The sequence below is a fragment of the Streptomyces sp. CB02009 genome, from assembly GCF_001905825.1.
Lineage (GTDB): Bacteria > Actinomycetota > Actinomycetes > Streptomycetales > Streptomycetaceae > Streptomyces.
The window spans coordinates 560,453-579,986 of record NZ_LIVV01000005.1; the positions used below are offsets into that span (position 1 = coordinate 560,453).

Annotated in this window: 21 protein-coding genes; 12 read left to right on the plus strand and 9 right to left on the minus strand. The window is 71.1% G+C overall.

Annotation, left to right across the window (positions count from 1 at the left end):
- Nucleotides 1-17 precede the first annotated feature (17 nt).
- Together AMK27_RS22140 and AMK27_RS22145 are read right to left on the minus strand one after the other, a co-directional pair.
- Entirely contained in the window at nt 18-572 is a 555-nt protein-coding gene (locus AMK27_RS22140) for a NuoB/complex I 20 kDa subunit family protein (RefSeq protein WP_073911042.1), read from the minus strand.
- Nucleotides 573-589: 17 nt separating this feature from the next.
- Nucleotides 590-949 (minus strand): NADH-quinone oxidoreductase subunit A, encoded by a 360-nt coding sequence (locus AMK27_RS22145; RefSeq protein ID WP_019888619.1) that lies wholly within the window; start codon nt 947-949, stop codon nt 590-592.
- 670 nt (nt 950-1,619) lie between these two features.
- Here AMK27_RS22145 and AMK27_RS22150 point away from each other — a divergent pair.
- Nucleotides 1,620-2,522: a C40 family peptidase gene (locus tag AMK27_RS22150; RefSeq protein WP_073911045.1), complete on the plus strand. Its 903-nt coding sequence runs from the start codon at nt 1,620-1,622 to the stop codon at nt 2,520-2,522.
- A gap of 88 nt (nt 2,523-2,610) precedes the next feature.
- Here AMK27_RS22150 and AMK27_RS22155 read toward each other — a convergent pair whose 3' ends face one another.
- Nucleotides 2,611-3,435, minus strand: coding sequence for an NAD(P)-dependent oxidoreductase (locus tag AMK27_RS22155; protein ID WP_241847587.1), 825 nt, complete (start codon nt 3,433-3,435; stop codon nt 2,611-2,613).
- Nucleotides 3,436-3,664: 229 nt separating this feature from the next.
- Here AMK27_RS22155 and AMK27_RS22160 point away from each other — a divergent pair, with 229 nt between their 5' ends.
- Complete coding sequence (locus AMK27_RS22160; protein WP_073911048.1) at nt 3,665-4,660, plus strand: GlxA family transcriptional regulator; 996 nt, start codon at nt 3,665-3,667, stop codon at nt 4,658-4,660.
- Here AMK27_RS22160 and AMK27_RS22165 read toward each other — a convergent pair.
- On the minus strand, nt 4,626-5,912 hold the full coding sequence (locus AMK27_RS22165; protein ID WP_073911050.1) for a geranylgeranyl reductase family protein: 1,287 nt from the start codon (nt 5,910-5,912) through the stop codon (nt 4,626-4,628). The two genes, AMK27_RS22160 and AMK27_RS22165, sit on opposite strands and share 35 nt — an antisense overlap.
- A gap of 177 nt (nt 5,913-6,089) precedes the next feature.
- Between AMK27_RS22165 and AMK27_RS22170 the strand changes: the two genes are divergently transcribed.
- The gene (locus AMK27_RS22170; protein ID WP_073911053.1) at nt 6,090-6,830 is read left to right on the plus strand and encodes a peptidase inhibitor family I36 protein; all 741 of its coding nucleotides are present in this window, start codon (nt 6,090-6,092) and stop codon (nt 6,828-6,830) included.
- Entirely contained in the window at nt 6,827-8,206 is a 1,380-nt protein-coding gene (locus AMK27_RS22175; RefSeq protein ID WP_073911056.1) for a phosphodiester glycosidase family protein, read from the plus strand. Before AMK27_RS22170 ends, AMK27_RS22175 begins: the two co-directional genes overlap by 4 nt.
- Before the next feature lie 48 nt (nt 8,207-8,254).
- On the opposite strand, the gene AMK27_RS22180 is transcribed toward AMK27_RS22175, so the two are convergent.
- Nucleotides 8,255-8,950: a demethylmenaquinone methyltransferase gene (locus tag AMK27_RS22180; RefSeq protein WP_073911894.1), complete on the minus strand. Its 696-nt coding sequence runs from the start codon at nt 8,948-8,950 to the stop codon at nt 8,255-8,257.
- 204 nt (nt 8,951-9,154) lie between these two features.
- Between AMK27_RS22180 and AMK27_RS22185 the strand changes: the two genes are divergently transcribed.
- Entirely contained in the window at nt 9,155-9,694 is a 540-nt protein-coding gene (locus AMK27_RS22185; RefSeq protein ID WP_445194867.1) for a SigE family RNA polymerase sigma factor, read from the plus strand.
- Nucleotides 9,695-9,702: 8 nt separating this feature from the next.
- On the plus strand, nt 9,703-10,455 hold the full coding sequence (locus AMK27_RS22190) for a hypothetical protein (protein ID WP_073911059.1): 753 nt from the start codon (nt 9,703-9,705) through the stop codon (nt 10,453-10,455).
- Here the strand turns inward: AMK27_RS22190 and AMK27_RS22195 are convergent.
- The 3 genes from AMK27_RS22195 to AMK27_RS22205 all read right to left on the minus strand — a co-directional run bounded on the left by AMK27_RS22195 (nt 10,440) and on the right by AMK27_RS22205 (nt 13,318).
- Nucleotides 10,440-11,039 (minus strand): imidazolonepropionase-like domain-containing protein, encoded by a 600-nt coding sequence (locus tag AMK27_RS22195; RefSeq protein ID WP_073911062.1) that lies wholly within the window; start codon nt 11,037-11,039, stop codon nt 10,440-10,442. The genes AMK27_RS22190 and AMK27_RS22195 overlap by 16 nt on opposite strands.
- A 7-nt stretch (nt 11,040-11,046) precedes the next feature.
- Nucleotides 11,047-12,246, minus strand: coding sequence for a cyclic dehypoxanthinyl futalosine synthase (mqnC, locus tag AMK27_RS22200; RefSeq protein ID WP_073911066.1), 1,200 nt, complete (start codon nt 12,244-12,246; stop codon nt 11,047-11,049).
- A gap of 199 nt (nt 12,247-12,445) precedes the next feature.
- A complete protein-coding gene (locus AMK27_RS22205; RefSeq protein WP_073911069.1) occupies nt 12,446-13,318 on the minus strand; it encodes a menaquinone biosynthetic enzyme MqnA/MqnD family protein in 873 nt (290 codons plus the stop codon).
- Nucleotides 13,319-13,579: 261 nt separating this feature from the next.
- Here AMK27_RS22205 and AMK27_RS22210 point away from each other — a divergent pair, with 261 nt between their 5' ends.
- Nucleotides 13,580-13,783, plus strand: a complete 204-nt coding sequence (locus AMK27_RS22210; RefSeq protein WP_015035453.1) for a cold-shock protein — start codon at nt 13,580-13,582, stop codon at nt 13,781-13,783.
- Between the two features lie 107 nt (nt 13,784-13,890).
- Here AMK27_RS22210 and AMK27_RS22215 read toward each other — a convergent pair whose 3' ends face one another.
- Nucleotides 13,891-14,727, minus strand: a complete 837-nt coding sequence (locus AMK27_RS22215) for a M23 family metallopeptidase (protein ID WP_073911072.1) — start codon at nt 14,725-14,727, stop codon at nt 13,891-13,893.
- Between the two features lie 152 nt (nt 14,728-14,879).
- Here AMK27_RS22215 and AMK27_RS22220 point away from each other — a divergent pair, with 152 nt between their 5' ends.
- From AMK27_RS22220 to AMK27_RS22240, 5 genes are all read left to right on the plus strand, one after another.
- The gene (locus AMK27_RS22220; protein ID WP_073911075.1) at nt 14,880-15,281 is read left to right on the plus strand and encodes a DnaJ family domain-containing protein; all 402 of its coding nucleotides are present in this window, start codon (nt 14,880-14,882) and stop codon (nt 15,279-15,281) included.
- 33 nt (nt 15,282-15,314) lie between these two features.
- The gene (locus AMK27_RS22225; protein ID WP_073911078.1) at nt 15,315-15,830 is read left to right on the plus strand and encodes a mycothiol transferase; all 516 of its coding nucleotides are present in this window, start codon (nt 15,315-15,317) and stop codon (nt 15,828-15,830) included.
- A gap of 167 nt (nt 15,831-15,997) precedes the next feature.
- Nucleotides 15,998-18,253 (plus strand): FG-GAP repeat domain-containing protein, encoded by a 2,256-nt coding sequence (locus tag AMK27_RS22230; protein WP_241847573.1) that lies wholly within the window; start codon nt 15,998-16,000, stop codon nt 18,251-18,253.
- 207 nt (nt 18,254-18,460) lie between these two features.
- Nucleotides 18,461-18,898 (plus strand): hydrolase, encoded by a 438-nt coding sequence (locus tag AMK27_RS22235; RefSeq protein ID WP_073911084.1) that lies wholly within the window; start codon nt 18,461-18,463, stop codon nt 18,896-18,898.
- A 120-nt stretch (nt 18,899-19,018) separates the two neighbouring features.
- Entirely contained in the window at nt 19,019-19,525 is a 507-nt protein-coding gene (locus AMK27_RS22240; protein ID WP_073911087.1) for a DinB family protein, read from the plus strand.
- The last annotated feature ends 9 nt before the right edge of the window (nt 19,526-19,534 follow it).

Consider the following 19,534-nt stretch of genomic DNA (forward strand, 5'->3'; position numbering starts at 1 on the left):
GGCCGCGCGTGCGTCGGTCACCTCAGCAGACCCTTCAGTTCAATGGTCGGCAGCGCCTTGAGCGCCGCCTCCTCCGCCTCCCGGGCCGCCTCCTCGGCGTTCACGCCGAGCTTGGAGTCCTGGATCTTCTGGTGGAGCTTGAGGATCGCGTCGAGCAGCATCTCCGGGCGCGGCGGGCAGCCGGGCAGGTAGATGTCGACCGGCACGATGTGGTCGACGCCCTGGACGATCGCGTAGTTGTTGAACATGCCGCCCGAGGAGGCGCAGACGCCCATGGAGATCACCCACTTGGGGTTGGGCATCTGGTCGTAGACCTGCCTCAGGACCGGCGCCATCTTCTGGCTGACCCGGCCGGCCACGATCATCAGGTCGGCCTGCCGCGGCGAGCCGCGGAAGACCTCCATGCCGAAGCGGGCCAGGTCGTACCGGCCGGCTCCGGTGGTCATCATCTCGATGGCGCAGCAGGCGAGGCCGAAGGTCGCGGGGAACACGGACGCCTTGCGCACCCAGCCCGCGGCCTGTTCGACCGTCGTCAGCAGAAAGCCGCTCGGGAGTTTCTCTTCGAGTCCCATAGGTGCCCCTCAGCCCCTCAGTCCCATTCCAGGCCGCCGCGACGCCACACATACGCGTAGGCGACGAAGACGGTGAGCACGAAGAGCAGCATCTCCACGAGCCCGAAAAGCCCCAGGGCGTCGAAGGTGACCGCCCAGGGGTAGAGGAAGACGATCTCGATGTCGAAGACGATGAAGAGCATCGCCGTCAGGTAGTACTTGATCGGGAAGCGGCCGCCGCCGGCGGGAGTGGGTGTCGGCTCGATGCCGCACTCGTACGCCTCAAGCTTTGCCCTGTTGTACCGCTTTGGGCCGATAAGCGTGGCCATGACCACGGAGAAGATCGCAAACCCCGCACCCAGGGCACCGAGCACGAGGACGGGCGCGTACGCATTCACGCTCCTCGCTCCTTCCAGTCGTCCTTGACCGTTGGACCGCACGGCCGGACCGTGAAAGATCGCCCCCATGTGAGGCAGTTCACAAGCCCGGCTGCCCCGCATCTTATGCCCGCCCCTCTGTGATCTGCGACACGGGGTACACCAACGACTTTGTGATCTCCACCACCTGACGAAGGATCATGAAGTCGGATGAGCGGTGATCTTGTTGCGCGAAGCGCCCAGGTGATCACCAGATGTGACATCCGGACCGGAAATCGCTGATCGGAGGGGGTGTCGCACTATCAAGTGATGGTCACTACAGGCAAATTGGCGATGGACGCATCCGGGTGATAAAGGAACCGCCCGTCGCCCGGTCGAGGGGCCCCGCGTACCGCGGTGGACGCGTGCGCCCGTTCACGAGCGTTCGCGAGACGGAAGTGTGACCTGTGACACACCTCGAAGGGTCGAAAAACAGGGGGCTTGGCCACATGCGTCAAGAGATGGTAAGCGTCGGGCAATTCGGACGTTTCCTTGAAAACCCGTGATCAAGGGCCAGATGGGCTGTGCCCGATTTGCCCGTTACGGCGTCAATAAGGGCGCCACAGAAGCGGATTATGAGATTCCGAACGTAACTGTGGCGCAACCCACGTTTCTTGAAGGGAACCGTGAAGCCCTGATAGCGGTTGTTCTCATGTCCCACACCGCTCACATACCCAGCCACCGGAAGCCCCGCCGCAGCGCCTCGAAGCTCGCGCTGCGAGCCGGAGTTGCCGGTGGCGTCCTCGGCACCATCGCGGTGGCCGGTGCTGCCGGGCCGGCGAATGCCGAGCCGGTGACCGAGACCATCGAAATGCCCACCCTGGGCTCGCTCGAGACCGGCTCCGGTCTCGCCTCCGCCGTCGCCGCCTCCGCCGAGGCCTCCCAGCAGGAGGCCCTCGACCAGAGCCTCCAGACGCAGGAGAACCTGGCGCTGCAGAAGGCCGCGAAGGAGGCCAAGAAGGCCAGGGCCGAGGCCGACCGCAAGGCCGCCGCCGAGAAGGCCGAGAGGGCCCGCCTCAAGGCCGAGGCCGAGGCCGAGGCCAAGGCCGAGCAGGAGCGCAAGGAGGCGCAGGAGCGCGCCTCCCGCACCAGCGAGCGCACCCAGCTCACCTCCACGTCGGGGAGCGGCAGCTCCTCGGACTCCGGCTCCTCCAGCGGTTCCTCCGCCGGTTCGAACGAGAGCCAGACGCAGGCCCCCTCCGGCTCCGCCGCCGCGATCGTGGCCTTCGCCCGTGCCCAGGTCGGCGACTCGTACGTCACCGGCGGCACCGGCCCCAACTCCTGGGACTGCTCCGGCCTCGTCCAGGCCGCCTACCGCGAGGCCGGCATCGACCTGCCCCGCATCTCCTACCAGCAGTCGAGCATGGGCACCTCCGTCTCCCTGGACAACCTGCAGCCGGGCGACATCCTGTACTGGGGCAGCCGCAGCGGCTCGTACCACGTCGCGATCTACGTGGGCGGCGGCAACTACGTCGGCGCGCAGAACTCGTCGACCGGTGTCGTCGAGCGCTCCCTCGACTGGGACATGCCCTCCGGCGCGGTCCGTCTCCTCTGACCGACCCGCACCCACGGCACACGGAAAGCCGTCACTCCTCGGGGGAGTGACGGCTTTTCCCTTTAACGCCTACTCGGCGACGTACACCCTACTTGCGGAAATTCTCGATGATCCGGGCGTAACTGTCCCCTCCGTGGCCCGCCGCGACCGCCGCGCGCATCAGCTCCAGGTGCAGCTCCGGCAGCCGGTTGTCGACCCCCCTCGCCTCCGCCGCGTGCAGCAGGTGCCCGATCGTCGCGACCTGGACGTCGATGGTGGCGTCGTCGCCGGGGTACTTCCCCTCGTCGATCTGCTCGGCGTACGTCGTCATGAACCAGGAGACCGTCTTCAGCCAGCGGGTGGCCACCGCCGTGAAGTCACGGGCCGGCACCCCGTCCGCGCCCGCCAGGGCGGTCGCGTGCAGCCAGCCGCCGAAGACGGACCACATGAGGCCGAGCAGCCCCGCGTCGTAGAGCGAGGCGAGCCCCGCGTCCGGGCCGAGGTCCACCGGGTCGCCGAGGACGCCGAGCGTCGCGCGGTGCGCGGCGAGCAGTTCGGGCGAGCCCGACCAGAGGAACATGTTGGCGCTGTCGCCGACCCCCGGCGGGGTCGTCATGACGGCTCCGTCGAGGTAGCCGACGCCGTGCTCCGCGGCCCACTCCGCCTCGGCGCGGGCCTGCTCCGGCGAACCGGAGGTGAGGTTGACCAGGACCCGGCCCCGCAGCGACCCGGCGACGGGGGCGAGGAGCCCGCGGACGGCCGGGTAGTCGAGGACGCAGACCACGACGAGCCCGCTCGCCTCGACGGCCTCGGCGACGGAGGCGGCGCGGAGGGCTCCCCGGGCGACGAGGGAGTCGGCCTTCCCGGGGGTGCGGTTCCAGACGGTCGTGCGGTGGCCGGCGGTGAGGAAGGCATCGGCGAGGGCGGAGCCCATCTGGCCGAGACCGATGACCGTGATGCCCGGTGCGTCGGGGTTCTGGGCGTCGGCGTGCTGGGCGTCGGGATTCCGGGTGCCGACGTGCTGTGCGTCGGTGTTCCGGGTGCCCGAGTCGGGTGCGGGGACGTTCTGTGCGCTCATGGGATCCACGCTCTCAACGGCGGAATCCGGACGACAGTGGCAGGACCGACGACGACCGCACGATTCCTGCCGTACGGTCGGGATCATGAACGCAGGGACCGTCGCCATCGCCGTCGTACCGGACCGGCGGACCGGAACGTCGTTGTGGGAGCTGTACGAACTCTCCCTGGCACTGGGGGTCTTCGGCATCCCGCATCCGGACCTGGCCGACCCCTGGTACCGGCTGAGGCTGTGCGGGGACCCCGGCGAGGGCGGCGTCTTCTCCGTGCGGACCGACCACGGTCTCGACGGACTCGTGGGCGCGGACACCGTCATCGTACCGTCCGTGCCCGACGCGGTCGTGGAGGACGGCGAGGAGGTGCCGGCCGAGCTGGTCGAGGCGCTGCGCGCGGCCGCCGCGTCCGGCTCCCGGATGGTGTCGCTGTGCACCGGCGCGTTCGCGCTCGCCGCCGCCGGCGTCCTCGACGGCCGCCGGGCCACCGCGCACTGGCAGCACAGCGCGCAACTGGCCGCCCGCCACCCCGAGGTGATCGTGGACGACTCGGTCCTCTACACGGACGAGGGGTCCGTCCTGACCAGCGCAGGGGCCACCGCCGCGCTCGACCTCTGCCTGCACCTGGTGCGCACCGACCTCGGGGCGACGGTCGCCGGGCAGCTCGCCCGGCGCCTCGTCGTGCCGGCCCACCGACCGGGCGGTCAGGCCCAGTTCATCGAGGCGCCGCTGCCGCCGAGCGACGACGACAGCCTGGGGCCCGTCCTGCAGTGGGCGACCGAGCACCTGGCCGAGCCGCTGACCGTGGAGGAGCTGGCCCGGCGGGCCCGGATGAGCCCGCGCACCTTCCACCGGCGGGTGCGCGAGGAGTACGGGACCACCCCGCTGCAGTGGCTGCTCCAGCAGCGGGTGGCCCGGGCCCAGACCCTCCTGGAATCCACCGACCTGCCCGTGGAGCTGGTCGGCGACCACAGCGGTCTGGGCTCGGCGGCCAATCTGCGCCGCCACTTCACCCGCGCCGTCGGGGTGTCCCCGTCCGGCTACCGGCGGGCGTTCAGGCCTTCGGGGCCACCTTCGAGAGTCCGTTGATGATGCGGTCCATGGCGTCGCCGCCCGACGGGTCGGTCAGGTTCGCCAGCATCTTCAGCGTGAACTTCATGAGCATCGGGTGGGTGAGGCCGCGCTGGGTCGCGATCTTCATGACCTTGGGGTTGCCGATGAGCTTCACGAAGGCGCGGCCGAGCGTGTAGTAGCCGCCGTAGGTGTCCTTGAGGACCTGCGGGTAGTTCCGCAGGGCGAGTTCGCGCTGGGCGGGGGTCGTGCGGGCGTGGGCCTGGACGATGACGTCGGCCGCGATCTGGCCGGACTCCATGGCGTACGCGATGCCCTCGCCGTTGAACGGGTTGACGAGGCCGCCGGCGTCACCGACGAGCAGCAGGCCCTTGGTGTAGTGCGGCTGGCGGTTGAAGGCCATCGGGAGGGCGGCGCCGCGGATCGGCGTCGTCATGTTGTCCGGGGTGAAGCCCCAGTCCTCCGGCATCGAGGCGCACCAGGCCTTGAGGACCTCGCGCCAGTCCAGCTCGCGGAAGGCCTTGGAGGAGTTGAGGATGCCGAGGCCGACGTTGGAGGTGCCGTCGCCCATGCCGAAGACCCAGCCGTAGCCGGGGAGGAGGCGGTCCTCGGCGCCGCGGCGGTCCCACAGCTCCAGCCAGGACTCCAGGTAGTCGTCGTCGTGCCGGGGCGAGGTGAAGTACGTGCGGACGGCGACGCCCATCGGGCGGTCCTCGCGCCGGTGCAGGCCCATCGCCAGGGAGATGCGGGTGGAGTTGCCGTCGGCGGCGACGACGAGCGGGGCGTGGAAGGTGACCTCGCGCTTGTCCTCGCCGAGCTTGGCGTGGACGCCGGTGATCCGGCCCGTGCGGTCGTCGATGATCGGGGCGCCCACGTTGCAGCGCTCGTAGAGGCGCGCGCCGGCCTTCTGGGCCTGGCGGGCGAGCTGCTCGTCGAAGTCGTCGCGCTTGCGGACGAGTCCGTAGTCCGGGTACGAGGCGAGTTCCGGCCAGTCGAGTTCCAGGCGGACGCCGCCGCCGATGATCCGCAGGCCCTTGTTCCGCAGCCAGCCGGCCTCTTCGGAGATGTCGATGCCCATGGAGACGAGCTGCTTGGTGGCGCGGGGGGTGAGGCCGTCGCCGCAGACCTTCTCGCGGGGGAACGCGGTCTTCTCCAGGAGGAGGACGTCCAGTCCCGCCTTGGCGAGGTAGTACGCCGTGGTCGAGCCGGCCGGGCCCGCCCCGACGACGATCACATCTGCGCTGTGCTCGGAGAGGGGCTGCTCGGTCACGGCGGATTCTCCCGGAGACTCGACGGTAGGAGGCGGTACGGACGTACCGGGGCAGTCTATGGGGGCGGGTCGCGGGCCGTCCGGAGGGCCACCCGAAGGACATGCGCAGGTCCACCCCGTGAGAGGGAACCCCGACGGAATTCGCACGTCCGTACGACGATGTCATGATCACCGGTCGTGACCACCCTACGTACGACCGACCTACGACGGGGCGCGCTGATCACAGCCGTCCTCGCCCTCCTCTGCTCGGCGTTCCTCGTCCTGCCCGCGAACGCCGACCCCGCCCCGTACGACGACTGCCCGGCCGCCACGTTCTGCCTCTACTCCGGGGCCGACGGGACTGGCGAGCGACGGGACTTCACCGACCGGCAGGCCCTGCAGGGCTACGACGCGGCCTGGGACGGCACGAGCCTCTCGGCGAAGAACAACACCGCCCTGTGGGCCTGCGTCTACGGCGCCCCCGGCTACGGAGGGCTCCTGGAGACCGTCAAGCCGGGCAACAAGGACGCGTACGCCCCCGGCGCCGTCCGCGCCCACAAGCTGGTCCCGACCCGCGCCCTCTGCTTCACCGGCTACGAGCGCTGCCCCGACAACCGGGTCTGCACCTTCACCGAGCCCAACGGCCGCGGCCCGATCACCGTCCACCTCCCGTCGACCGACCCCGCCACCAAGAACTACGGCAACTCCTACGGCACCGAGGCCGCCCCCAGGTCGGCCTGGAACCGCACGCAGAAGCACGTCTGCTTCTACCCCGAGGCCGCCTTCACCGGCAGCTGGGCCGACCCGGCCGACCCCTCCGGCCGCAAGAGGTTCGGCGCGTACGTCGTCCTGCGCGGCGACAGCACCACCGTCCCGGCGCCCTTCGCCGGCACCTTCCGCTCGCACGAGCTCGTCAACGGAACGGCGGACTGCCAGTGACCCGCAACCGACGCACCTGGGCGGCCGCGACCGCCGCCCTCGGCGCCGCCCTCGCCCTCACCTCGCCCGCCTCCGGCGCCGGCGAACCCGCCCCGAGCCCGCTCGCCGCCCGCTGGACCGCCGGCACCCCCGTCACGGTCACGACCGGCGTCACCCGCACCACCTGGACCGAGACGACGCTCGACAACCGCACGAAGGCCCGCGTCCTCCAGATCGTCGAGATCGACCCCACCGCCGGAGCCCTCACCCTGGAAGGCGCCCTCGGCACCGACGACTCCACCGCGGAGACGCTCACCGAGCAGCTCGCCCGGGTCACAACGGTCCCGACCCGCCACCCGTACGCGGGCGTCAACGGCGGCCTGTTCCAGCGGGAGCCCGCGGGCGCGGGCGCGGAGAAGACCATCGTGCACACCGGCGTCTCCGCCACCGACGGCACCCTGCACAGCTCCAGCTGCTGGAGCGCCGGCAAGGGCAGCACCGGCGCGGTGATCCAGTACGGCATCCCGCACATCACCAAGCTCCGCACGGACATGAAGCTGACCGCGCCCACCGGCGAGACCGTACGGATCGACGACGTCAACCGGGCCCCCGGCCGCGCCCCGCACTGCGCGCGCGACGCCGAGGACGTCCAGGTCAGCACCAGCCCGCCGGTCTACACCGACCCGGACGAGATCGTCGTCTTCACCGACGACTACGGGGCGCCCGTCCCCCGGCCCGGCACCGACCCGGCCGTCCCCGCGACCGGCGACCCCGGCTTCGAGGTCGTCGTCGACGCGCACGGGGCCGTCACCGAGGCCCGCGAGGGACGCGGCGGCACCGTCGTCCCCGCCGGCGGCCGGATCATCCAGGGCATCGGCACCGGCGCCCAGTGGCTCCGCACCCGACTCGTCCGCGACGACACGGTGACCGTCGACCAGAAGCTCCACGACATGACCACGGACCGGGACATCCCCCTGGACGACTCGGTCGACGTCGTCAGCTCCTTCCACCACCTGCTGCGCTCCGGCGACATCCCCGCCGAACTGCCCGACTCCTGCAGCGGCAAGGAGAAGGGCGCCGACGGTACGACCCTGATCTGCACCGACTCGCGCACGGCCCTCGGCACCAACACCCGCGGCCGCCCGGTGCTCATCACCCTCACCGGGCAGGACAACGAGGACGGCGACTACCTCCGGAGCTTCGCCGCGCTGCTGGACTCCCCCGAGCTCGGCATCATCGACGCCCTCAACCTCGACGGCGGCGGTTCCACGACCCTGCAGACGGGCACGCAGGTGCACACCCCGCCGACGGACCTGGTGAACGGAACGCCCGTGCACCGGGACGTGGCGGACGCGGTGTACACGGGCGTCGGCGGCTACGGGCTCTACGTGAAGTAGGGGCCCGGCCGAGGGCGAAGGAGGAACCCGCCCGACGAGCGGAACGGGTCAGGCGGGCTTGAAGCCCCGGTGGAGGGCGACGATGCCACCGGTCAGGTTCCGCCACGCCACCTGCGACCAGCCGGCCTTCTGGAGCAGACCCGCCAGGGCCGGCTGGTCGGGCCAGGAGCGGATCGACTCGGCCAGGTACACGTACGCGTCCGGGTTCGAGGAGACCGCGCGGGCCACCGGCGGCAGCGCGCGCATCAGGTACTCCTCGTACACCGTGCGGAACGGCGCCCAGGTGGCGTGCGAGAACTCGCTGATGACGACCCGGCCACCGGGCTTCGTCACGCGGTACATCTCGCGCAGCGCCTGCTCGGTGTCCTGGATGTTCCGCAGGCCGAAGGAGATGGTGACCGCGTCGAACACGTCGTCGCGGAACGGCAGCTTCGTGCCGTCGCCGGCCGTGAACGGCATCCACGGGTGGTTCTTCTTGCCGACCCGGAGCATCCCGAGCGAGAAGTCGCAGGGCACGACGTACGCGCCCGCGCGGGCGAAGGGCTGCGAGGAGGTGGCCGTGCCGGCCGCCAGGTCGAGGACCTTCTGCGCGGGGCGTGCGTCGACCGCCTTCGCGACCTCCTTGCGCCAGCGCCGGTCCTGGCCCAGGGAGAGCACGTCGTTGGTGAGGTCGTAGTTCGCCGCCACGTCGTCGAACATCGAGGCGACTTCGTGCGGCTTTTTGTCCAGGTTGGCTCGGGTCACGGGACCCATTCAAGCAGCCGCCCGAATCTCCTCCCGTACCGCTTCAACCTTTCGGGCCCGGGAGTGCTCAAGGACGGTCGGAAGCGCGCTGCGTCAGCGCTGTCCGGGACCGAGGGGAGCAGGGGTGGGATGGCAGTGTCGACCGAGATGAGACCCGTGGGAGCGGATGTGGGGGTGAACGTGGAACCGGGGGCCGAACCGGAAGTGGGGCCGGGCGCCGGGACGGAGGCCGGCACGGACGTGGGGACGGACATCGGGTTCGAGGCGTTCGCCCGGGCCGCCCAGCAGCGGCTGTACCGCACGGCGTACCTGCTCTGCGGCGAGCCCGAGACCGCCCGCGACCTGACCCAGACCACGCTCGCCAAGGTGTACCAGCACTGGCGGCGCGCGGGGGCCGCCGACCATCCGCACGCCTACGCCAAGACGGTCCTGACCCGGACCTTCCTGTCCGAACGGCGGCGCCGGCTGCGCGATCTGCTCGCCCTCACCCGGACCGGGGGTACGGACCCGGCGCCGGTCGCCGACCACACCGACCTGCGGGTGACACTGCTCGCCGCCCTCGCCGAACTCCCGCCCCGGGCACGGGCGATGGTCGTCCTGCGCTACTGGGAGGACCAGAGCGTGGCCTCCGTGGCGGCCCAGCTGCGGTGCAGCGAGGCCACCGTCAAGAGCCAGTGTTCCCGTTCGCTCGCCCGCCTTCGCGCCCGCCTGGCGGACGCCGGGCTCTCGCTCACGGAAAGCTGAGGTCCACCGTGGAGAACGACAAAGACATCACCCTGCTGCGCGACGCCATGGACCGGACGACGGACGGCCTGCCGCCCCTCCCCGACCTCGCCCCGATCGCCGTGCGCGAGGGCCGCAGACGGCGCGCCCGGTCCCGGCTCGCGGCCGGCGCTGCGGCCTTCGCCGTGGTCACGGCGGGTGTCCTCGGCGTGACGGTGCTGCCGCGTCCGGGGGCGGACGCCACCGGAGTGTCGACGGGCGTCGGCGGTGAGGCCGAGCGCCGCGCGGACTACCAGCGGAGGATGGCCGCGCTGCTGGACGAGCTGCTGCCGGCGAAGGTCACCTCCGTCCGGCCGGTGAAGGACGAGACGGGCCAGTACCGCATCACCGTGGGCGGCAGGACCTTCCCGATGGTCGCGTCGGTGCGGCCGGCCGCCGAGGGGCGGGGGGCCTGCACGTGGAACCCGAAGAGTGCCGCCTGTGCGGGGAAGGAACTGCAGTCCGGGGGGATCAGCGGGTTGTGCGGGGCCTACGTGCAGTACTCGTTGGGCAGGACTGAGATCACCCTGAGGGTGAGATCCGGGACATCGTCGGGGCCGTTGGCGGTGGAGGATCTGCTCGCCGTCGGCCAGGAACCGCGCTTCGTGAACCTGGTGAAGGAGGCCGACGCACGCCCTGTACAGCCTCAGGAGAAGAGCCTCCTTGAGACCCTCCCCCTCACCCTCACCCCGGAGGAACAACGGCAGCTGGCGAACTGCGAGCCGATTCAGCGGGCCCGGTAGACCAGCCGTCCGCCGATCACGGTCACGACGCAGGTCGACGGGCCGAGGCGGACCAGGGCGGCCCGGTCCGGCACGTCGAAGACGGCGAAGCGGGCCGGGCCGCCCGGTGCCAGGCCGGGCAGCAGGATCAGCGGAGCCGGTGAGAAAGACGGGGCGCCCGGGAGCTTCTCGGGGCGCCGGCCCACCGCCATGCCCGCCCGGCGCACGGCGTCCGCCGCCGCCTGGCCGCGGAGCTCGCCCGCCACGGCGACGGTCCCGTGGGCGAGGAGCCGCTGCACGCCGCGGCGCGCGGAGGCGCCGCGGCGGGAGGCGTCCATGCGGAAGATCCGCTGCGCCCGCTCGCCGGTGATCGGTTCGGTGCCGAAGCCCTCGGCCTCCCGGGGGTCCGGGTGGTACATGCCTTCGAGGAGCTCGGGCGCGAAGGGGTTGAGCAGCCCCGGGGTGAGGACGCCGGGCCACCGGCGCACCCGGGCCTCGGGCCGGACGGCGACCAGGTCGTCGAACGGGCCGACGGCGGCGATCCGGTCGCCGTCGACCAGGACCGCCGTCTCGGGCGTCGCCTCGGCGACGTGGATGGTCAGCACGGGCGCGTCAGTGGGCGTCGAGGAGCTTCAGCTCGGGGTGCGCCGTGCCGCCCTCGATCGCCGTCGACGAGATGTGGGAGGCGACGCGCTCGTCGACCGGGTCGTTCGCCGGGTCGTCGTGGACGACGATGTGCTCGTACGTCGTGGTGCGCTGCGCCGGGACGCGGTCGGCCGTACGGATCATGTCGATCATCTCGCGCAGGTTGGAGCGGTGCTTGGCACCGGCCGAGGAGACGACGTTCTCCTCCAGCATGATCGAGCCGAGGTCGTCCGCGCCGTAGTGCAGGGTGAGCTGGCCGATCTCCTTGCCCGTGGTGAGCCACGAGCCCTGGATGTGGGCGACGTTGTCGAGGAACAGCCGGCCGATGGCGATCATGCGCAGGTACTCGAGGAGCGTGGCCTGCGTGCGGCCCTTGAGGTGGTTGTTCTCGGGCTGGTACGTGTAGGGGATGAAGGCCCGGAAGCCGCCCGTCCGGTCCTGCACGTCACGGATCATCCGCAGGTGCTCGATCCGCTCGGCGTTGGTCTCGCCGGTGCCCATCAGCATGGTGGACGTCGACTCGACCCCGAGGCCGTGCGCGATCTCCATGATCTCCAGCCAGCGCTCGCCGCTCTCCTTGAGCGGGGCGATGGCCTTGCGCGGCCGCTCCGGCAGGAGCTCGGCGCCGGCGCCCGCGAAGGAGTCGAGGCCGGCCGCGTGGATGCGGGTGATGGCCTCCTCGACGGAGACCCCGCTGATCCGGGCCATGTGCTCGACCTCGGACGCGCCGAGGGAGTGGATGACCAGCTGCGGGTACTCGGCCTTGATGGCGGCGAAGTGCTTCTCGTAGTACTCGACGCCGTAGTCCGGGTGGTGGCCGCCCTGGAACATGATCTGGGTGCCGCCGAGCTCCACGGTCTCCGCGCAGCGGCGCAGGATGTCGTCGAGGTCGCGGCTCCACCCCTTCTTCGTGTCCTTGGGGGCGGCGTAGAAGGCGCAGAACTTGCACGCCGTCACGCAGACGTTCGTGTAGTTGATGTTCCGCTCGATGATGTACGTCGCGATGTGCTCGGTCCCCGCGTACCGGCGGCGGCGCACGGCGTCGGCGGCGGAGCCGAGGGCGTGCAGGGGCGCCGAGCGGTAGAGGTCGAGCGCCTCCTCGGGGGTGATCCGGCCACCCGCGGCAGCGCGGTCGAGAACAGACTGGAGTTCGGCCTTCTCGGTCACCGGGTGTGTCCCTTTCGGAGGGGTTCTGTCGACCGAACCAGCGTACGCCAGCGCTCCTCACCGCTTCCGTCGGGTCGCGCGCGGGGGCGGGGCGGTAATGCGGACGGTCCGGACATGGATATGAGGGTGAATTACCGAACGGAGACGCGACGGCGAATTCCGGGAAGCCGAATCGGGAACCCGGAACGCGCCCGAACCGCTAATCCCGCGCGGGACGAAGCAGTTCCACGGCGACGTCCGACGGGAAGCCGGTCGTGGGTCCGGTGCGGCGGGCGAACTCGCGCACTCCGGCGAGCTGCTCGGGGCCGAAGCGGAAGTCGAGCGTACGGAAGTACCGCTCCAGGAGTTCGGCGTCGAAGGTCTCCCAGCGGGCGGCCTGCTCGGCGACCTTGGCGACCTCTTCGAGGGAGAGGTCACGGGAGGCGAGGAACGCCTGGTGCACCTCGTGGACGGTCTCCGGCTCGCGGGCCAGGAAGTCCTTGCGGGCCGCCCACACGGCGAAGACGAACGGGAGGCCCGTCCAGTCCTTCCACATGAGGCCGAGGTCGTGGACCTGGAGGCCGAGCCGGGGCGCGTCGTGCAGCGAGGCGCGGAGCGCGGCGTCGCCGATGAGGACGGCCGCCTCGGCCTCCTGCATCATCAGGCCCAGGTCAGGGGGGCAGGTGTAGTAGTCGGGCGCCACCCCGTACCGCTCGGCGAGGAGCAGCTGGGCGAGGCGTACGGAGGTACGGGACGTGGAGCCGAGCGCGACGCGCGCCCCGTCCAGCTCCTCCAGGGGCCGCTGCGAGACGATCACGCAGGACATGACGGGACCGTCGCAGCCGACGGCGATGTCGGGGAGCGCGACCAGGTCCGACGCGTTGCGGAGGTACTCGACGAGGGTGATGGGGCCGATGTCCAGATCGCCCCGGACGAGCCGCTCGCTGAGCTTCTCGGGGGTGTCCTTGGTCAGCTCGAGGTCGAGGAGCGTTCCGGTCCTGGCCAGGCCCCAGTACAGGGGGAGGCAGTTCAGGAACTGGATGTGCCCGACGCGGGGCCGGCTGCGCTGCTGCTCGTCGGTTGCATTGTCCACATCGTGAGGCTAGACCCGTCTCGTACCGTGGGCATCGCCGGGGCACACGCGTCAGCACACGGAGCGAGATCAAACATGCGAGTGACGTGATCTTTCCCTCTACCGTCCCGGGTGGGCTGCGTGCTACGCTCAACGCAAGTTGCAGTTTGGTTTCCCTTGCAGTACAGAGCCTGCGGAGCATGTGACCCGCAGGCTTTTGTAGTTTTCAGACTTGTTTGCAGGTTCTGGAGCAGGGCGACCCTTTGGCCCATAGGAGGGCTCATGGCTACCGGAACCGTGAAGTGGTTCAACGCTGAAAAGGGCTTCGGCTTCATCGCCCAGGACGGCGGCGGCCCGGATGTCTTCGTCCACTACTCCGCGATCAACGCGAACGGCTTCCGTTCGCTCGAGGAGAACCAGCTCGTGACCTTCGACGTCACGCAGGGCCCGAAGGGCCCGCAGGCGGAGAACGTCTCCCCGGCCTAAGGGCCAGGGTCGGCGAACACGCACGACTAGAGCAGTACCCAAGGAGCCCCGCTCCGTGCCTTCGGGCACGAGCGGGGCTCCTGCCCTTTGGGGACCTTTGCGGGCGCTCAGCAGTTCGGGATCACGGTTCCGCTGTTGTCGCGGGCCTCGTCGTTGCCCCAGCGGGACAGGTAGTAGGCGGAGACGTACGCCCCGCGCCCGTTCTTCCCCGCGTACACGGTGTCGAGGTCGGTCCTGAGCCACCAGTGGTTGTAGTTCCCCGCGCCGTCCCGGATCTCCTGGCCCCAGACCTTGCAGTAGACGTAGTTCGTGCCCTGGTTCAGGACGCCCTGGGCGTCGTTGGTGTTGGCCTGCGCGTAGCCGGTGGCGTGGGCGAAGGTGTCGACCCAGTACTTCCCGCCTCCCCCGCCCGAGCAGCCGTTGTCACTGGTCAGGGACTTGGATCCGTACGAGCCGGGGTAGGGCGCGAGCGAGGAGCCGTTGATCACGATCGACTGGCCCACGCCGTTGAGGAGCTGCTCGTAGTGGATGTGGGCGCCGGAGCTGTTGCCGGTGCTGCCGGTGGTGCCGATCTGCTGGCCCTGGGAGACCGCGGCGCCGTTGGCCACCGAGTAGGCGTTCAGGTGGAAGTAGTACGTCTTCCAGCCGCCCCCGTGGTCGACCACGATGTAGTTGCCCGCGCCGGACGGCTGGGAGTAGCGGTACGCGGTGCCGGACGCCGAGGCCAGGACCGGGGTGCCGGCGGTCGTACCGCCGTCGGACCGCACGAAGTCGAGGGCCTGGCGGACCTCGGCCGAGTGATGGCTGTACGTCCAGGTCTGGCCGCAGGGGAAGGGCGCCTTGAAGAGCGGCGCGGCCTGGGCGGGGGTGGTGGTGACGAGCGCGGTCAGCAGGCCCGCGACGAGCGCGAGCAGGGTGCCGAGGGGGGTGATCCGGGCACGCATGCGTCCTCCGGTACGTGGGGGTCGGTGGCCTGGGGACCGGGGTCGACGCGCGTTGACCCCGGGGGAACGGACCACAGCGTGCCGGAAGACCGCGTCCCGCAGTAGACCGCGAAGACCACACCCGTACCTCGGGGCTTACGTAGTCTGGACACATGACCGAACGCAAACCGCCCGGAGTCAGCTTCGAGTCGTTCGTGGACAAGCAGATCCGCGAGGCGTCGGAGCGTGGTGAGTTCAGCAGCCTGTCGGGGTTCGGGAAGCCGCTCCCCGACGACACGGCCCCGTACGACGAGCTGTGGTGGATCAAGGGGAAGATGCACCGCGAGGGCGCGTCCGTGCTCCCGCCCTCACTGGCCCTGCGCAAGGCCGCGGAGGACGCGGAGGAGGCGGTGGCCGCTGCCGTCTCGGAGAGCCAGGTCCGCCGGATCCTCGGCGAGATCAACACCAGGATCGCCGAGGCGCTGCTCCGCCCGCCGGCCGGTCCGCCGCTGAACCTCAAGCCCTTCGACGTCGAGGCGACGGTCGAGCGGTGGCGGGCGCAGCGGAGCTCGTAACCCCTGCTCACGCGTCGTCGAGAGGAGCCCCTCATGTCCGCCACGAACAGCGCCGGTCTGCTGGTCGACTCGTTCGGCCGGGTCCGTGAGGCCGTCCACGAGGCCGTCGAGGGCCTCACCGAGGACGAGCTCGCCGCCCGGGTCGATCCGGACGCCAACTCGATCGCCTGGCTCGTCTGGCACCTCACCCGGATCCAGGACGACCACCTCGCGGGCGCCTTCGGCACCGACCAGTTGTGGGACGCGGACGGCTGGCGGGACCGGTTCGGGCTGCCCTTCGGGAAGGGGGCGACCGGTTACGGCCAGACGAGCGCCCAGGTGGGCAAGGTGCGGGCTCCGGCCGACCTGCTGCTCGGCTACCACGACGCGGTGCACGCGCGGACCCTCGACCTGGTGCGGTCGGTGACGAACGCGGACCTGGACCGGGTCGTCGACGCCGCCTGGGACCCGCCGGTCACGCTCGGCGTGCGCCTGGTGTCGGTGATCGCGGACGCCCTTCAGCACGCGGGACAGGCGGCCTACGTACGGGGTGTGGTGGAGCGGCGGTAGCGCCCCGGCGGTCGGGGAACCGGCGCACTTGTTCGATGCGCTCGTACAACCACCGCAGTCGATCATGAGTCCAACCGGGCGTGGCCTTCGCCACGTCCGGTTGTTCTTGGGGGTAAATCGCTGTGCCGCATCGTTCGTCCCTTCACCGCCGCCGACTCACCGCCGCCGTGACCGCCGTCCTCGCGATCACCGCCGGTACGGCCCTGGCCTCCGGCCCGGCCGCGCTCGCCGCACCGGCGGGCCCGAGCGCCACCGCGGGCCCGAGCGCCACCGTGGACCCCTCCGCCGCCGCACCCGCCCCCGCGCCCGCTACCCCGGCGCCCGGCGCCCCGGCGGCGGCCCAGGACGCGGTGCTCTCGGTCCCGGCCGACACCGAGATCGTCAGCACCGGCACCCAGGGCTTCCTCACCTCACGGAAGGACGCCTCCTCCGGTGAAACCGTCCTGGAATGGCGGAAGTTCTCCGACGGCTCGGTGGAGGTCGTCCCCGGCACCGAGGCGTTGAGCACCACGTCCGACGTCGTGGTGACGAAGGACGGCGCCCAGTTCAGCTTCCGCGACATGGCCGCGCCCGGCTACTCCGCCTGGTCGATCAACCTCGTCCAGGTCCTCGGCACCACCGACTACCGTTTCGTCGGCCTGACGGGGACCACGATCTGGGCGACGAAGCCGGACGGCCGCGGCGACCCCGAGCTGCACCGCATCACCCGGCTCAACGGCGTGCTCGTCAACCGGATGGTGACGAACTACTCGGGGGAGAAGTCCTTCCGGGTCCTCGCCCACTCCGGCACGGACGCGTTCGGCCTCGCCACCCGGGGCACCGGCGACCACGTCACGAACCACCGCTTCCTGGCAAAGCTCGACGCCAACGACCAGTGGCAGACCAGGATCGACACCGCGGGGTACGCCGGCCCGGGCGCGACCGCCGCCGTCACCCCGCAGCACCTGGTGTGGACCGAGCACCCGGGCGGCTCCACCGACATCAAGTGGTACGCCCGCGGGAGCGTCGCCCCCGCCCAGCTGCTCGACCGGATCGCCGGCCAGGACACCGTGATCGCCGGCGTCGTCGGCGACTCCGTGGTGTACGGCGAGCCCGGCGGCCTCACCGCGACCACGGAGGACGGCAAGGACTCCCTGACCGGACGCTCCCTCTCCACCGGCGGGGCGTACCAGCTCCTCGACTACTTCACCTCCACGGCCGTCGCGGCGGACGGCAGCCTGCTCGTGCGCGGCGGCTCGGTGGAGGACGGCGACGGCCTGTTCCGGATCTCCGACGCGGGCGGCACGCCGACCGTCACGAAGGTCGCGGGCACGGGCCGGCCGGTGGCCGTCCAGGTCGTCGAGTCGTCCGTCCCCGACGCGACGCTCGACAGGAACAGCGGCACGGTGACGCTGGCGTGGACCCTGTCCCGCCCCAACGCGTCCCTCGACCTCACCTTCACCCACGTCGGCACGGGAGCGAAGTTCACGCAGCGGATCGCCGCCCCGTCCTCGGGCAACCGCTTCAGCTTCACCTGGGACGGCCTCATCGGCGGTGTCAGCGCGCCCAACGGCACCTACGCCGTGAACATCGACGTGACCTCCCTCAACGGGTACGGCCACACCTCCACCGGCGCCTACTTCGACGTGAACCGTACGGCGAACCCGCACGACTACAACGACAACGGCTCCACCGACGTCCTCGCCCGCGACGCCGCGGGCGTGCTGTGGCGCGACGACCTCCTCGACTGGCCGACCGGCGGCCAGGTCGGCACCGGCAAGCGGACGAAGGTCGGTCCGGGCTGGGGGACGTACAAGCAGATCGAGGCCGTCGGCAGCATCGCGGGCAGCGCGGCCGGCGACCTGGTCGCGCTCGACGGCACGGGCGTGCTCTGGCTCTACCAGGGCAAGGGCGACGGGACGTTCGCAGGCCGTGTGAAGGTCGGGGCCGGGTGGGGCGGCTACAACAAGCTCGCGGGCGGTTCCGACCTCAACGGCGACGGCCGCTCCGACCTCCTCGCCACGGACGCCGCGGGCTCCCTCTGGCTCTACAAGGGCACCGGCAGCACCACGGCCCCGTTCGCCGGGCGCGTGCGGGTCGGCGGCGGCTGGGGGACCTACAACCACCTCACCGCCGTCGGCAACATCGCCGGCACGGCCGCCGGCGACCTCGTCGCCCGCGACACCTCCGGTGTCCTCTGGCTCTACCAGGGCAAGGGCGACAGCACCTTCGCCGCCCGTGTGCGGGTCGGCGCCGGCTGGGGCGGCTTCTCCCAGCTGGTCGGCGGCGGCGACGTGACGAACGACGGGCGCCCCGACCTGATCGCGTACGGGGCGGGCGGCACGTACGTCTACCGCTCGACGGGCTCGGCGACGGCGCCGTTCGTCCGGATGACGACGAACCTGTACGCGGGCGAGGGAACGAAGTTCAACTCCGTCTCCTGACACCGCCGCACGAGTCACCGGCGACTGGCGCGCCCCTTCAAGCCCCGTACAGCTGCCTACAGTTACGCCGACCTCTACCCCTACACCGTGTTCTGACCCGTCGACGGGGCCGGTCCCGGAACCGGCCCCGGGAGCAGCCCCGGGGCCGGTCGGGCCACGCGAGACCCTCGCGCTGAGGGGGCGAGGGCGGCCAGGAAGGACACGGCGATGGAATCGATCGTCACCGCTCTCCCGGCGGAGTTCCGGACCGTCCGGTACGACGGCTCGCGCTTCCCCGGCTCCGCCGCCGTGGCCGCGCGGCCGGGGCTCTCGGCCGGCGCCAACTGCCAGCTGTTCGCGTACGCGGTGCTCCGGCACTTCGGCCTGACGCCTCCGGAGCTGCGCTCCTCCGAGCTGTGGAACGACACCGGCACCACGGTCCACGTGCCGGTCGCACAGCCCCTGGACCTGGTCCTCTTCAACGCCACGGCCGACGCGTACGGGGCCCATGTCGGCGTCCACGTCGGCGAGGACGCGATCCTCCACCTGTGCGCGGAGGTCGGACACCCGGCGGTGTGGGGCACGGCGGACTTCGCGGCACGCGAGCGGTACGCCGTGCGGCTCGGCGCCAAGAGGGTCCTTCGCAGGCGGAGCCGAGACGGGTGAAGCCAGGACGGGTGACGCCAGGACGGGTGAAGCCAGGACGGGTGAAGCCAGGAACGGGTGGGTGTCGCGCTCCGATAAACACATCGACAAGGAACGTGGTGATCAGGGACCCTTCGGGCGATGACCAGACTCAGTGACACTCCGCCCGCGTGGGACGAGCGCACCCAGCTCACCACCTTCCTCGACTACGCACGGGACACCGCCCGCGCCAAATGCGAGGGCGTCTCCGCCGAGAACGCCCGCACGGCGCCTCTCCCGGGCTCACCCCTGATGACCATGAGCGGAGTGATCAACCACCTCCGCTGGGTCGAGTACTACTGGTTCCAGGTGGTCTTCCTCGGCGAGGACGACAAGGGCCCCTGGACCGAGGAGGACCCCGACCGGGAGATGCGCATCGGGGTCGACTTCCCCCTCGCGCAGTTGCTCGACGAATACGCCGAGCAGAGCGCCCGCTACCGCGAACTCGTCGCGGAGACCGACCTGGAAGCCCGGGCCGAACGAGCCATCCGCGACGGCCGGCACGTCGACCTCCGCTGGATCCTCCTCCACCTCGTCGAGGAGACGGCCCGGCACAACGGCCATCTGGACATCCTGCGCGAGCTGGTCGACGGCACGACCGGCGCCTAGCATCGGGCA

Excerpts from the sequence above, each read along its gene's own strand:
- AMK27_RS22140 (WP_073911042.1), bottom strand. The coding sequence starts at position 572 with ATGGGACTCGAAGAGAAACTCCCGAGCGGCTTTCTGCTGACGACGGTC.
- AMK27_RS22150 (WP_073911045.1), top strand. The coding sequence starts at position 1,620 with ATGTCCCACACCGCTCACATACCCAGCCACCGGAAGCCCCGCCGCAGC.
- AMK27_RS22155 (WP_241847587.1), bottom strand. The coding sequence starts at position 3,435 with ATGGGCTCCGCCCTCGCCGATGCCTTCCTCACCGCCGGCCACCGCACG.
- AMK27_RS22160 (WP_073911048.1), top strand. The coding sequence starts at position 3,665 with ATGAACGCAGGGACCGTCGCCATCGCCGTCGTACCGGACCGGCGGACC.
- AMK27_RS22210 (WP_015035453.1), top strand. The coding sequence starts at position 13,580 with ATGGCTACCGGAACCGTGAAGTGGTTCAACGCTGAAAAGGGCTTCGGC.
- AMK27_RS22215 (WP_073911072.1), bottom strand. The coding sequence starts at position 14,727 with ATGCGTGCCCGGATCACCCCCCTCGGCACCCTGCTCGCGCTCGTCGCG.
- AMK27_RS22220 (WP_073911075.1), top strand. The coding sequence starts at position 14,880 with ATGACCGAACGCAAACCGCCCGGAGTCAGCTTCGAGTCGTTCGTGGAC.
- AMK27_RS22225 (WP_073911078.1), top strand. The coding sequence starts at position 15,315 with ATGTCCGCCACGAACAGCGCCGGTCTGCTGGTCGACTCGTTCGGCCGG.
- AMK27_RS22235 (WP_073911084.1), top strand. The coding sequence starts at position 18,461 with ATGGAATCGATCGTCACCGCTCTCCCGGCGGAGTTCCGGACCGTCCGG.
- AMK27_RS22240 (WP_073911087.1), top strand. The coding sequence starts at position 19,019 with ATGACCAGACTCAGTGACACTCCGCCCGCGTGGGACGAGCGCACCCAG.